The 12,617-nt window shown below is 70.2% G+C and carries 11 protein-coding genes; 3 read left to right on the top strand and 8 right to left on the bottom strand.

The features are described from left to right. The first annotated feature begins 176 nt into the window (after positions 1-176). The gene (locus AC07PV_RS14385; protein ID WP_494630571.1) at positions 177-1,721 is read left to right on the top strand and encodes a serine hydrolase; all 1,545 of its coding nucleotides are present in this window, start codon (positions 177-179) and stop codon (positions 1,719-1,721) included. A 15-nt stretch (positions 1,722-1,736) separates the two neighbouring features. Here the strand turns inward: AC07PV_RS14385 and AC07PV_RS14380 are convergent, their stop codons facing one another. From AC07PV_RS14380 to AC07PV_RS14370, 3 genes are read right to left on the bottom strand one after another with little or no spacing between them, the layout of a single operon-like run. Continuing rightward, the gene (locus AC07PV_RS14380; RefSeq protein ID WP_494630569.1) at positions 1,737-2,393 is read right to left on the bottom strand and encodes an ABC transporter ATP-binding protein; all 657 of its coding nucleotides are present in this window, start codon (positions 2,391-2,393) and stop codon (positions 1,737-1,739) included. Further along, a complete protein-coding gene (gene miaA, locus AC07PV_RS14375; protein WP_494630784.1) occupies positions 2,390-3,397 on the bottom strand; it encodes a tRNA (adenosine(37)-N6)-dimethylallyltransferase MiaA in 1,008 nt (335 codons plus the stop codon). The genes AC07PV_RS14380 and miaA overlap by 4 nt, the downstream gene beginning before the upstream one ends. A 2-nt stretch (positions 3,398-3,399) precedes the next feature. Continuing rightward, positions 3,400-4,632, bottom strand: a complete 1,233-nt coding sequence (locus AC07PV_RS14370; protein WP_218295491.1) for a multidrug effflux MFS transporter — start codon at positions 4,630-4,632, stop codon at positions 3,400-3,402. A gap of 244 nt (positions 4,633-4,876) precedes the next feature. Here AC07PV_RS14370 and AC07PV_RS14365 point away from each other — a divergent pair, with 244 nt between their 5' ends. Continuing rightward, positions 4,877-6,172 carry a serine hydrolase domain-containing protein gene (locus AC07PV_RS14365; protein WP_494630783.1) on the top strand — a complete coding sequence of 432 codons (1,296 nt, stop codon included), beginning with the start codon at positions 4,877-4,879 and terminating at the stop codon, positions 6,170-6,172. A 21-nt stretch (positions 6,173-6,193) separates the two neighbouring features. Here the strand turns inward: AC07PV_RS14365 and AC07PV_RS14360 are convergent, their stop codons facing one another. After that, complete coding sequence (locus tag AC07PV_RS14360; protein ID WP_369642940.1) at positions 6,194-7,027, bottom strand: alpha/beta hydrolase; 834 nt, start codon at positions 7,025-7,027, stop codon at positions 6,194-6,196. A 138-nt stretch (positions 7,028-7,165) separates the two neighbouring features. Continuing rightward, positions 7,166-8,509, bottom strand: a complete 1,344-nt coding sequence (gdhA, locus tag AC07PV_RS14355) for an NADP-specific glutamate dehydrogenase (RefSeq protein ID WP_492244087.1) — start codon at positions 8,507-8,509, stop codon at positions 7,166-7,168. A 244-nt stretch (positions 8,510-8,753) separates the two neighbouring features. Here gdhA and AC07PV_RS14350 point away from each other — a divergent pair, with 244 nt between their 5' ends. Next, positions 8,754-9,917 (top strand): glycerophosphodiester phosphodiesterase, encoded by a 1,164-nt coding sequence (locus tag AC07PV_RS14350; RefSeq protein WP_218295488.1) that lies wholly within the window; start codon positions 8,754-8,756, stop codon positions 9,915-9,917. 115 nt (positions 9,918-10,032) lie between these two features. Here AC07PV_RS14350 and AC07PV_RS14345 read toward each other — a convergent pair whose 3' ends face one another. From AC07PV_RS14345 to AC07PV_RS14335, 3 genes are all read right to left on the bottom strand, one after another. Beyond that, positions 10,033-11,109, bottom strand: coding sequence for a phosphotransferase enzyme family protein (locus tag AC07PV_RS14345; protein WP_218340176.1), 1,077 nt, complete (start codon positions 11,107-11,109; stop codon positions 10,033-10,035). 122 nt (positions 11,110-11,231) lie between these two features. After that, positions 11,232-11,897, bottom strand: a complete 666-nt coding sequence (locus tag AC07PV_RS14340) for a PA4824 family protein (RefSeq protein WP_494630568.1) — start codon at positions 11,895-11,897, stop codon at positions 11,232-11,234. A gap of 80 nt (positions 11,898-11,977) precedes the next feature. Beyond that, positions 11,978-12,617, bottom strand: a 640-nt coding sequence (locus AC07PV_RS14335; RefSeq protein ID WP_494630566.1) for a DNA mismatch repair MutL family protein, incomplete at its 5' end; no start/stop codon positions are given.

Here is a 12,617-nt window from a genome sequence, read left to right as displayed (position 1 = left end):
CCGCTCAGGGAGGCGATGGAATGGCATGCTGTGATGGAACCCTTCTCCCGGCGTCCCGCCTGGCGCGGCACATCCTCGCCTCGGGAGTGTTGTGGATGGCGCTGGCGGGACATGCCGCCCCGCCGCCGACGCCAGCCCCGCCGCCAGGCTTCGACTGGTCGGGACCCGCGGACACCATGGCCGCTGCCGCGCTGGGCCCGTTGCGCGGCGCCGCCGAAGTGGGGGTATGGCACGGTGGCCAGGCCCGTTTCGGCACGGCCCGCAACCGTGTGGCAGAGGCACCTGCCCAGGCGCTGTTCGAGGTGGGCTCGATCAGCAAGGTGTTCACCGGCCTGCTGCTGGCGCAGGCAGTGGAGCGCGGCGACATGGCGCTGGACGACACGCTGGGCGGGCTGCTCAATGGCACGCCCGCCATGGCGCTCGCCTTGCCCGCCCCGGTGGCGGCCATCACCCTGCGCCAGCTGGTCACGCACACCTCCTGCCTGCCACGCCTGCCGGCGGACTTCCGCCGCGATTCGGACGCCGCCAACCCCTATCTGCGCTACGACCGCCCCCGCCTGTGGCAGGCCTTGGCCGATGCACGCCTGGCGCAGTCGCCGCCGTGCGCGGGCGTGTACAGCAACCTTGGCTTTGCGGTGCTGGGCGAGGTGCTGGCGCAGCGCTATGGCCAGCCCTGGGCCACGCTCGTGCACGAGCGCATCACCGGCCCGCTGGGCATGCAGGACACGGTGCAGTCGCTGGGCGGCAAGGCGCCGCGCCTGGCTGCGCCACATGAAGGCGAGACGCCGGTGTCGGTGTGGGAGTTCGATGCCTTTGCCGGTGCGGGGGCCCTGCACTCAACGGCGGCCGACATGCTGGTGTTCAGCCGCGCGCTGCTGGCCGGCGCGCGGGGGCCTCTGGGCCCGGCGGCCGAGCGCCTGTTCACGCCGCTGGCGGACCACGACGGCGGCCAGATCGGCTACGCCATCATGCTGCGCGAGCGCGACGGGCTGCGCACTTGGCTGCATGGCGGCGGCACGGGGGGCTTTCGCAGCGTATGGCTGCTGGCACCCGACCGGGGCGAGGCGGTGATCGCCCTGGTGGCCAACGCACGGGCCGCGCAGCAGGATGTGATGACGCCGCTGCTGGCGCTGCGCTACCCCGTGCCGCCCGGCCAGCCCGCCACCGACGCGGCCGCGTTGGCGCCGTACGAAGGGGTCTACCGCGCGTCGCCTGCGGTGGCCCTGAGCCTTGCCCTGGTGGATGGCCAGTTGCAGCTGCGGCCCACTGGCGGTGTGTTCGAGCCGCTGCAGGTGCTGGGGCCCGACGCCTTCACGCAGCCCGCATCGGGCCGGCAGCTGCGCTTCGAGCGCGACAAGGAAGGGCGGCCCGCGGTGCTGCGCTACACGCGTTTTGGCGCGCGCTTGACGGCCCAGCGTGCAGAGGAACCGCTGGTTGGCCTAGCGCCGCCACAATCGGACGAGGTGCTGGCCCCGTACCTGGGCCGCTACCGCCTGCGCGGCGGCAATGTGCTGGATGTGCAGGCCACGGGTGGCCGCCTGCAGGTGCGCCTGGGCTCCCAACCGCGCTACACGGTATACCCGCTTCCCGGCCAGCAGGACCGGTTTGCGTACGATGCGGTGCGGGCGGAACTGGAGTTCGAGCGTTATTCCAGCGGCGAGGTGCGTGCCGTGGTGCTGCACCAGAACGGGCGCTTCCGCGCGCCCCGCCTCGAACCGTGATGCGGGTGTTGCGGGTCAGCCGCTCGCGCTGATGCCGTCGCTGCGCAGCCGCAGCACCCGGTCGGCGCGGGCCGCAGCGGCGTCCGAATGCGTGACCAGCACCAGCGACGCCCCATGCCCGCGTGTCTGCGCGAGCAGCAGGTCCATCACGCGGGCGGCGGTGGTGGGGTCGAGGTTGCCGGTGGGTTCGTCGGCCAGCAGCAGGGCGGGGCGATGGACCAGCGCGCGGGCGATGGCCACGCGCTGCAGCTGCCCGCCGCTCAGTTGTTGCGGCAGGCGCGCGCCCAGTGCGCCCATGTCGACGGCGTCCAGCATCTGCTGCACACGCGCCGGGTCGTTGCGGCCCAGCAGCATCAGCGGCAGGGCCACGTTCTGCGCCACGTCCAGGTGCGGCAGCACGTGGAAGGCCTGGAAGACAAAGCCCACGTGGGCGCGGCGCCACAGGGCGCGCCCCGTGTCGTCGAGCTCGCCCAGGTCGGTGGTGCTGTGGGTGATGCGGCCGGTGTCCCAGCTGTCCAGCCCGGCCAGGCAGTTGAGCAGGGTGGACTTGCCCACGCCCGAGTCGCCCACGATGGCCACGAATTCGCCGGGCGCCACGGTGAACTGCACCTGGGCGAAGACCGGCGTGTCGCCGTAGCGCTTGCCCAGCTGTTCGGCGCGCAGCAGCGTCATGGCGCGGCCTGCTCGCGCTGCGCGAGCCGCCGCAGCACGGCCTGCACGAGCCGGGCCGTGGCGTCGGGCTGGTCGCACGCAATGGTGTAGCGCCCCGGCATGCCGCGCAGCCAGGTGATCTGGCGCTTGGCGAGCTGGCGCGTGGCGGCAATGCCGCGCTCGCGCAGGTGGGCCAGGTTCAGGGGCGTGCCGGGTGCGCGGGTGGCCTGGAAGTCCAGCTCTTCCCACGCCTGGCGGTAGCCCACGCAGCGCATGGAGGGCAGGTCCGGATGCAGGTCGCCGCGCGCGCGCAAGGTCCGCACTTCGTCGAGCAAACCTCCAGCGAGCATGGCGTCAAAGCGCTGGGCAATGCGGGCGTGGAGCCAGGCGCGGTCCTCCGGTTCCAAGGAAAAGAGGGCTGTAGCGCTTGCTGGATCTGCGCCTGAAGCTCTCTTTTTTGTAGTGTGAAAGCTCGACAGGGGCTGGCCGGAGACATGCCACACCTCCAGCGCGCGCTGGATGCGCTGGCTGTCGGCAGGCGCCAGGCGGGCGGCGGTCACGGGGTCTACCGCCGCCAGTTCCGCATGCAGCGCGGGCCAGCCCAGTTCGGCGGCCCGCGCTTCGATCCGCGCGCGCACGGCGGGGTCGGCGGCGGGCATGTCGTCGATGCCGTCGAACAGCGCCTTGAAGTACAGCATGGTGCCGCCCACCAGCAGGGGCAGCGCGCCGCGCGCGCGGATCTCGCCGATGAGCCGCGCCGCGTCCTGCACGAACTCGGCCGCGCTGTAGGCCTGCAGCGGGTCGCGGATGTCGATGAGGTGGTGCGGCGCGGCGGCGCGTTCCTCGGGGGCGGGCTTGGCGGTGCCGATATCCATGCCCCGGTAGACGAGGGCGGAATCGACGCTGATGATCTCCACCGGCACGCCCTGGCTGCCCAGCACGGCGGCCAGCGCGAGCGCGCCCGCCGTTTTGCCGGAAGCCGTGGGACCTGCCAGGGCGATGGCGGGCAGCAGGGGCTCGGGCAGGGTCACGCGCGGGCTCCGAACTTCTGCACCAGCGTCCACGAGATGAGCGCCAGCGCGGCCGACCAGAACCAGATGCCGTTGACGAGGGGCCACACGGTGCCGTCCAGGCGCGCGCCCAGCCAGCCGCCGATGGCAAAGGCGGCCAGCATCATCATGAAACCATTGAGCGCCGACGCCACGCCCGCCGCCTGCGGAAACGGGCCGACAGCGCCGCTTTGCCCGCAGGGCTGGTGGATGCCGTGGCCCAGCATGAAGAGATAGAAGGGCAAGGTCAGCGCCCAGGGCTGGTGCCAGCCCAGGTGCGCCACCAGCGCCATCAGCGTGCCGCCGCTGATGCTCAGTGCCCCCGCGATGGCCACCGTGCGCTGCAGGCCGAAGCGGGCCAGCAGGCTGCGGCACAGGAAGGTGCCGCCAAAGTAGGCCAGGCAGGCAGACGCCATGGTCCAGCCGTACTGCGTGCGGGTGAGGCCCAGCACGTCGATGTAGACGAACGAAGAGGCTGCCAGGAAGGTGAACAGGCCGCCGTAGGTGGCCGTGGTCTGCAGCGAGAACGCCCAGAAGGTGGGGTGGCGCAGCACCTGCATCCAGGTGCCCAGCAGCACGCGCGGCTGCAGTGCCTGCGGGTTGCGCCGCGCCAGGGTCTCGGGCATGCGCAGCGCCACCAGGGCCAGCGTGACGACGGCATACACCGTGAGCGCCAGCAGCGCCGCGCGCCAGCCCAGCCATTCGCTGAGCAGCCCGCCCATGGGCGCGCAGATGCAGGCCACGATGCCCAGCCCCGTGAGCGCCTTGGACATGGCGCGCGCGCCGTCGAGCGGCGTGTACAGGTCGCGCACGATGGCCCGCGCGCACATCACCACCGCGCCCATCGCGGCGCCCTGGGCGATGCGCCACACAATGAGCAGCGCCATGGTGGGTGCAAATGCGCTGCCCAGCGATGCCAGGGTGTAGATGCCGAGCCCCGCCAGCAGGATGGGCCTGCGTCCGAAGCGGTCCGACAGCGGCCCCCATACCATCTGCGAGCAGCCAAACGCCAGCAGCAGGCCGCTGAGCGTGAGCTGCGCGGCCGCCATGGGTGCGCCCAGGCTGCGCGTGAGGGCGGGCAGGGCGGGCAGGTACAGGTCGGTGGTGACGGGCTGGATGGAGAGCAGCAGCGCGAGCACCAGGATGGCCAGGCCGGGCTGGATGGAGGCGGAAGCAGCCGTGGGCACGGCGGTGGCGGAGGGGGCAGACATATCTGTCTGAGGGTACCAGATGGGGCACGGGCGCCTTGCCGGGCGGGGCTTGTGAGAGATGGTGAGAGTTGGTGTGTGACGCGCGTCGCGCGGGTGACAGGGCGCGGGGCCGGTGGCGCAGCACCATGGTGGTGCGGCTGGCCGGGTCCAGGCCGCCGCACAACAACACACAACACAACAAGCCAGGAGACATCCCATGCACAAGATCACAACCCGCCGAGGGTCCCAGGGCTGGCGCCCCGCCATGACCACCCGGCTGCGCAGTGCGCTGGCGCTGGCCGCCCTGGGCACCGCCCTGGTCGCCCAGGCCCAGGCTCCCGCCCTGCCCGCGCCAGAGAGCGTGACGCTGGACAAGCTGGGCTACATGACCACCTTCCCGCCCGAGGGCTCGCAGCGTGTGGACCTGAGCAATTCCTTCAAGTACCCCCAGATGCGCTGGGCGCTGCAGCACCTGCGCGAGCTGCAGCCCACGCACAACATCCGCCGGGGTGGGGCGGCTGCATCGGCCCTGCCTGCAGACCCCAAGCCCCTGGGCGGCGTGGTGTTTGATGACGACAAGGGGCAGCCCATCACGGTGGACCAGTGGCTCACCCGCACCTACACCGATGCGCTGGTGGTGGTGCACAAGGGCCGCGTGGTGTACGAGCGCTACGACAACCAGATGAAGCCGTACACGCCGCACCTGCTGTTCTCGGTCACCAAGTCGTTCACCGGCCTCATGGCCGCGCAACTGGCGCACGAGGGCAAGATCGACCCCAGCGCGCTGGTCACCAAATATGTGCCGGAGCTGGCCGACTCGGCCTGGGGCGACATGAAGGTGCGCGAGGTGATGGACATGACGGGTGCCGTGCGTTTCCGCGAGGTCTACACCGACCCCACGACCGAAATTTTTGGCTACAGCTGGTCCAGCGGCATGCTGCCACGCCCGCCGGGCTACCAGGGGCCGACCACTGTGTATGACTTCCTGAAGACGCTCAAGAAGGAAGGCGAACACGGCGCGGGTTTTGTGTACCGCACCGTGCATTCCGAGGTGCTGGGCTGGATTGTTTCGCGCGCCACCGGCAAGCACTGGGCCGAGCTGATGAGCGAGAACATCTGGCAGAAGCTGGGCATGGAAGAAGACGCCCACGTGATGGTGGACAGCGTGGGCACGCCGCTGCAGGGCGCAGGGCTCAATGCCACGGCGCGCGACCTGGCGCGGTTTGGCGAAATGCTGCGCCTGGGCGGCAGCTACAACGGCCAGAAGATTTTTGACAAGGCCGTGATCGACGATACCGCCAAAGGCGGCGACCGCGAGAAGTTCAAGATGGGCGGCATGGCGTTTCGCCCCGGCTACAGCTACCGCAACCAGTGGTGGGTGCTGCACAACGCCGATGGCGCCTGGGAGGCCGCGGGCATCCACGGCCAGTTCATCCATGTGAACCCGGCTGCCGAGATGGTGGTGGTCAAGCTCTCGTCGCACCCGGTGGCGGGCGCGGGCTTCACCCACCCGCTCACGCTCAAGGCCTGGGCGGCACTGGCGCAGGCGGTGCGGCGCTGAGGGCGTGCCCTCCAGGCCAAATTACTTCAGCTTGAAGAGAGCCACCATGGCCTCGCGGTAGAGGCCCTGGCCCACGGCGTTGGTGGTGTGGTGCGATCCACCCTCCACCAGCACAAACCGCTTGGGCTCGGCCGCCGCCTCGTACAGCTTGCGGCCCAGGCTGGGCAGGATGAGGCTGTCTTCGCTGCCATGCACCACGAGCAGGGGCGAGCCGATTTCGGAGACCTTGCGCACGGATTCGAAACGCTGGGTGATGAGGGCCGACACGGGCAGCCACCCCCATTTGAAGGTGCTGACCACCTCGGGGATGCTCGTGAACGTGCCTTCGACGATGGTGCCCTGCTCGTCGGGGACCTGGCGGGCCAGGTCGATGGCGATGGCCCCGCCCAGCGAGTGCCCGAAGATGTAGCGCGGCGTGCCCGGCGCCTGGCGGGCGAGCCAGTCCCAGGCGGCGCGGGCGTCCTCACCGGCCGTGACCTCGGAAGGCAGCGCGGCGCTGCTCTGGCCGAACCCCCGGTAGTCGATGGCGAGCACCGAGAACCCCAATTCCTGCATGCGGCGCATGCGGCCGGACGAGCCCGCCACGTTCCAGCGCGCCCCGTGCAGGTACAGCATCACGGGGGCGTCCGCGCGCGCATGGGCCAGCCACAGGCCGTGCAGCCGGCCAGGCTGGCCGGTGGCCTCGGACTGGAAATCGATCCACACGTCCTGCATGTCCTCGGTGGACTGGGGGCCGCCCCAGCTGCGGTCGCTGGGCTGGAAGATCCACTCGCGCTGCTTGGCGTCGAGGGTGGCGCAGCCCGCCGAGACGGCGATGGCCAGCGCCAGGGAGATCAGGAGGGGGGTGCGTTTCATGGAAAGGAGAGAGTCGCCATCGTGCCGGAAAGTTCTCGCACGGAAAGCAGGGTTTGTGCCCATCTTCCCGCAGAGCCCGCCAACTGCCCGGCAACTGCCCTTCTTTTCACCGCTTCTGAAACGTTTCCCGAAGAAAGGTCAGACCACGCCCTGCGCCAGCATCGCGTCGGCCACCTTGACGAAGCCCGCGATATTGGCGCCGTCCACGTAGCTCACGCTGCCGTCGCTGCGCTTGCCATAGTGCAGGCACGCGGCATGGATGCCCTGCATGATCTGCAGCAGCCGCGCATCGACCTCTTCGCGGGGCCACGACAGGCGGGCGGCGTTCTGGCTCATCTCCAGGCCCGAGGTCGCCACGCCGCCGGCGTTGCTGGCCTTGCCGGGGGCGTAGAGCACGCCTGCCGCCTCGAAGGCCTTGGCGGCATCGATGGTGGAAGGCATGTTGGCGCCTTCCGCCACGCAGACCACGCCGTTCCTGATCAGGGTGGCGGCGTCCTGGGCGTCCAGCTCGTTCTGCGTGGCGCAGGGCAGGGCCACGTCCACAGGCACGTGCCAGGGGCGCACACCGGCCTCGAAGCGGGAGCCCGTGCGGGCTGCGTAGTCGCTCACGCGGCCATACAGGTGGTTCTTCACCTCCATCAGCTCGGCCAGCTTCTGCGGGGTGAAACCGTCCTCGTCCACGATGGTGCCGCTCGAATCCGACACAGTGACCACCTTGGCGCCCAGCTGCAGGGCCTTTTCGACCGCGTACTGCGCCACGTTGCCCGATCCCGAGACCGAGACGCGCATGCCGTCGAGCGAGCGGCCCCGGGATTTGAGCATCTCCTGCGCGAAATACACGGTGCCATAGCCCGTGGCCTCGGGGCGGATCAGCGATCCGCCGAACGACAGGCCCTTGCCGGTGAACACGCAGTCCGCCCGGTTGCTGAGCTTCTTCATCATGCCCGCCATGAAGCCCACCTCGCGGCCGCCCACGCCGATGTCGCCCGCCGGCACGTCGGTGTCGGCACCGACGTGGCGGAACAGCTCGGAGACGAAGGCCTGGCAAAAACGCATGACTTCACCGGGGCTCTTGCCCTTGGGGTCGAAGTCGGAGCCGCCCTTGCCGCCGCCCATGGGCAGCGTGGTCAGCGCGTTCTTGAAGGTCTGCTCGAAAGCCAGGAACTTGAGCACCGACAGGTTCACCGAGGGGTGAAAGCGCAGGCCGCCCTTGTAGGGGCCGATCGCCATGCTGTGCTGGATGCGGTAGCCGCGGTTGACCTGCACGGTGCCATGGTCGTCCACCCACGACACGCGGAACATCACGATGCGCTCGGGCTCGACGAGCCGCTCCAGCAGGCCATGCTCGGCATAGCGGGGGTGCTGGGCGATGAAGGGCCACAGGCTTTCCATGACTTCAGTGACGGCCTGCAGGAATTCGGGCTGACCCGGATTGCGGTGGGCCACGTGGGAAAGGAAGCTGCCTGCGGACTCGTATTTCATGTTCAAAAAGCTTTCTGCGTCAAAAAGCAGGCAATGGCGCGCTGCAACATCGAATTATGTTCAAAAGTTATACGTTTATGCGCATGCCTATGCACAATGGTGGGGAATGTGGCGGGTGGGTTGCCATATGTTGGTGCGGCGGGGGGCTGGCGTGGGCTGTCACCGGCGCGCAAAACGGGAGTCATCGCCTTGTCACAGGCGGCGGCCACAGTTCGGCGGTTCTAAACACAACGAGGAGAAGAGCATGCACATTCCTGGTGCGAAGTTGGGTGCGCTGGCCTTGCTGGCCACGCTGGCGGCCTGCGGCGGCAACGATGACAACCCCTATCCCACGCTGAATGGCGACAAGCCGCTCGTGATCGGCCACCGGGGGGCCGCCGGTTACCTGCCCGACCACACGCTCGAGGGCTACAAGCGGGCCATCGACATGGGCGCCGACTTCATCGAACCCGACCTGGTGGCCACCAAGGACGGCGTGCTGGTGGCGCGCCACGAACCCAACATCACCGGCACCACCGATGTGTCCACCCGCGCCGAGTTCGCGGGCCGCAAGACCAAGAAGATGGTGGACGGCGTGGAGGAAGAGGGCTGGTTCGTGTCGGATTTCACCCTGGCCGAGATCAAGACCCTGCGCGCCGTCCAGCCCCTGTCGGACCGCGACCAGTCGCACAACGGCAAGTACCAGATCCCCACCCTGGAAGAAGTGCTGGACCTCGCCAAGAACGAAGGCGCCAAGGCCGGCCGCACCGTGGGCGTGTACCCCGAGACCAAGCACCCCACCTTCCATGCCAAGCTGGGCCTGCCGCTGGAAGACCGCCTGCTCGCCACGCTGGCCAAGTACGGCTACACCGCCAAGAGCTCGCCGGTCATCGTGCAGTCGTTCGAGGTGTCCAACCTCAAGTACCTGCGCACCAAGACGCAGATCCGCCTGGTGCAGCTGGTGGACGCGAACGACGTGAACCCCGACGGCAGCATGGACCTGACCGCCCCCTACGACAAGCCCTACGACTTTGCCGTGGCCGGCGACGCGCGCACCTTCGCCAGCCTGCTCACCCCCGCGGGCCTCAAGGAGGTCAAGACCTATGCCGACGGCATCGGCCCCTGGAAGCCGTACCTCATCCCCTCCAAGCAGGTGGACGCCAACAAGGACGGCAAGGCCGATGACCTCAATGGCGACGGCAAGATCGACGAACGCGACCGCGTGATGATGGCGCCCACCGATGTGGTGAAGAATGCCCACGCCGCGGGCCTGATGGTGCACCCCTACACCTTCCGCAGCGAGGCCAAGCGCCTGGCCTCGGACTTCAAGGGCGACCCCAAGGCCGAGTACAAGCTGTTCTACAACCTGGGTGTGGACGGCGTGTTCAGCGACTTCCCGGACACCGCCAAGGCGGCGCGGGACAACTGATCCGCCAACGGCCACGGGCCCTGGCCCGGTGCCAGGCTGAAACCACACGACAAGGCCCGCCGCCGCGGGCCTTGTCCTGGGCGGAGGGCCAGGGCGCCCTGGCGGGCCCCAGCGTTCAATGCGCCTGTGCGGCGGGCGCGGCCACGGCCGGTGCCGCGGCCACCAGCCCCTCGGCGGTCGGCAGGTCCATCCATGCCTGCATCAGCGGGATCTGCTTGCGCAGCCAGTGGGTGGGCATGGCCTGGGTGCCCCACACGGGGATACGGCCCGCGTATTCGCCCATCACCCAGAACTGGCGCACCGCCAGGCAGGGCGCAATGGCCGCCAGATCCTGCGGCGGTACGGGGCGCACGCCGGTGTAGCCCGCCAGGTAGCGCTGCCAGCGTTCCCGCAGGGCGGCGGACAGGGGTGTTTCCAGGCTGCGCGGCAGCAGCACCCACAGGAACACGCTCAGCTCGTAGGCCAGCAGGCCCGGGCCCGCATCGTCGAAGTCGAAGAAGGCTGCCACGCGGCTGCTTTCGTCTCCCTGCCCGGGTCCGTCGCTCATGAAGTTGTTGCTGCCATGGCAGTCGCCGTGGCAGTGCACGCGGGTGAGGTCGGGCCATGCGGCAAAGCGCTGGCGCAGCCCGCCGGCCAGCGCGGCAAACTCGCGTCCCAGCGCCGCGTCCACCGTGGGGGCGGCGAGCATGCGTTCCAGCGATGCATCGAGCAGCAGGGAGAGGTCCAGCGTGTAGCGGCTTGGCGGGCCGTGGTAGCCCTGTGCGGCGTTGTGCATCCGGGCCAGCCCCCGGCCGGTGGCCTCGATGTCCACCAGCGACTCGCCGGGGGGATCTCCCGCCAGAAAGTCGAACAGGAGCAGCGCGCGGCCACCCTCTGGCAGGGCGAGCGCCACGCTGAAGCTTCCATCGGCCGCCGGCAGCGGGGCGGCGACCGGGATACCCCCGCGCCGCAGGTGCGTGAGCAGGGCGGTCTCGTAGGCGATGTTCGGCGCGCCGCGCGGCCTCTCGGCGCACAGGCGTGCGATGGCGTGCTGGCCGCTGGCAAAGCGCACTTCGTACACCTGGTTGAAGCCGCGCCGCAGCAGCACGCAGTGCTCCACGGGACCGAGCGCCCAGCCGGCCGCCACGGCCCGGGCAATGGCGTCGCCCGTGGGGGTGGTTTGTGCGATGGACTGGGCGTCGAAGGCCATCATGGGCAGGGTCCTTGGGGGCAGGGCGGCCGATTCTGCCGGCAAAGCCGCGCTCCGTGCCTTAAGGCCAGCCAAAGAAGCACCTCGGCGCCCGCCTCGGGGGGCGCGAGATCGCGGGCCGGCTCCTAGAACCCCAGCGCGAATCCCACGCTCAGCCAGGTGCGCCCCTGCTGGCGGCCGATCGTGGCGTCCAGCTGCCGGCCGGGCGCCCATTCCCACCGGGCACCGGTCTGGAAGGTGGGCGCGCCGTGCTGGGTGCCAAAGGCTTCCAGATGGGGGGTGACTGCGCCCCAGCCGTGCTCCACCGATGCCCCCCAGGTGGCCCGCCAGGATTGCCCGCGTTCCCGCTGGCTGCCCAGGTTGGCGTTGACCACGCCCCAGGGCGCCGCGCAGGTGCCGATGAGGTTCAGCGCCACCAGGCTGCCGGCGGTTTGTCCGGGGCTCTGGCGCCGGTGGGTGATGCCCGCGCTGCTGCCCGCGTTGCAGCCCTGTTCCTGTGCCGGGCTCCACAGCCATTTGGCCTGCAGGCCTTGCAGGGTATGGCGCTCGTCCCGGTCGCGGGCCAGCAGCGCGCCCAGTTCCCATCCCTCGACAGGGGTGAATGCCGGGGCTGCGTAGACGGTGCCACGCTGGCCGCGCCGGCCTTCCCACCACACTTCGATGTGGCCGTGGCCTGCCTCGTCCACGCCGGCGTCGTCCACCGACAGGGGGCGCCCCGCATGGGCGGGCAAAGCCACCAGGCACAGGGCGGCAGCGGCCAGCAGCCGGTGCGGTGCGGTGGGGTCGGTCATGGGCGGCGCGGTGACAGGGCGATGGCTGGAGGACGGGGCTCGGGCGATGTCGCAGGCGGTGGTGGTGCCGGCCGCTGGGGCTAGCGCCCGCGCAGAAACAGCGCGTCCAGTTCCTTCATGCTCAGCTGCCGCCAGGTGGGCCGCCCGTGGTTGCACTGGTCCGACCGGTCCGTGGTTTCCATCTGCCGCAGCAGGGCGTTCATCTCGTCGATGGTGAGCCTGCGGTTGGCGCGCACGGCGCCGTGGCAGGCCATGGTGCCCAGGATTTCGTTGCGGGCGCGCTGCACCACGGTGGTGGCGTCGTGCGCGGCCAGTTCGGCCAGCACGCTGCGGGCCAGTTCCACCGGGTCGCCCTGGGCCAGGGTGGTGGGCACGGCGCGCACGGCCAGCGTCTTGGGCGAGAAGGGCACCACTTCCATGCCCAGCATGGCCAGCACCTCGGCGGATGCCTCGGCCGTGGCCACTTCCTCGGGCGTGGCGGCGAAGGTGGCCGGGATCAGCAGCGGCTGGCTGGCGATGCGGGCGTCGCCATCCACCTGGGCCTTGAGGCGCTCGTAGACGATGCGCTCGTGGGCGGCGTGCATGTCCACGATGACCATGCCCTGGGCGTTCTCGGCCAGGATGTACACGCCATGCAGCTGGGCCACCGCGCGGCCCAGGGGCCAGGTGGTCTCGCTGCCGGCGGGGCCGCGGGCGGCCGCTGGCGGCACGGAAGGGGCG

The organism is Acidovorax sp. GW821-FHT09A11, from assembly GCF_059418365.1.
This window is presented reverse-complemented; position numbering and strand designations above follow the sequence as displayed.

Bases quoted from the DNA above. Each gene is read 5' to 3' on its own strand.
- AC07PV_RS14385 (WP_494630571.1), top strand. From the start codon at position 177: ATGGCCGCTGCCGCGCTGGGCCCGTTGCGCGGCGCCGCCGAAGTGGGG.
- AC07PV_RS14380 (WP_494630569.1), bottom strand. From the start codon at position 2,393: ATGACGCTGCTGCGCGCCGAACAGCTGGGCAAGCGCTACGGCGACACG.
- AC07PV_RS14370 (WP_218295491.1), bottom strand. From the start codon at position 4,632: ATGTCTGCCCCCTCCGCCACCGCCGTGCCCACGGCTGCTTCCGCCTCC.
- AC07PV_RS14365 (WP_494630783.1), top strand. From the start codon at position 4,877: ATGACCACCCGGCTGCGCAGTGCGCTGGCGCTGGCCGCCCTGGGCACC.
- AC07PV_RS14360 (WP_369642940.1), bottom strand. From the start codon at position 7,027: ATGAAACGCACCCCCCTCCTGATCTCCCTGGCGCTGGCCATCGCCGTC.
- gdhA (WP_492244087.1), bottom strand. From the start codon at position 8,509: ATGAAATACGAGTCCGCAGGCAGCTTCCTTTCCCACGTGGCCCACCGC.
- AC07PV_RS14350 (WP_218295488.1), top strand. From the start codon at position 8,754: ATGCACATTCCTGGTGCGAAGTTGGGTGCGCTGGCCTTGCTGGCCACG.
- AC07PV_RS14345 (WP_218340176.1), bottom strand. From the start codon at position 11,109: ATGATGGCCTTCGACGCCCAGTCCATCGCACAAACCACCCCCACGGGC.
- AC07PV_RS14340 (WP_494630568.1), bottom strand. From the start codon at position 11,897: ATGACCGACCCCACCGCACCGCACCGGCTGCTGGCCGCTGCCGCCCTG.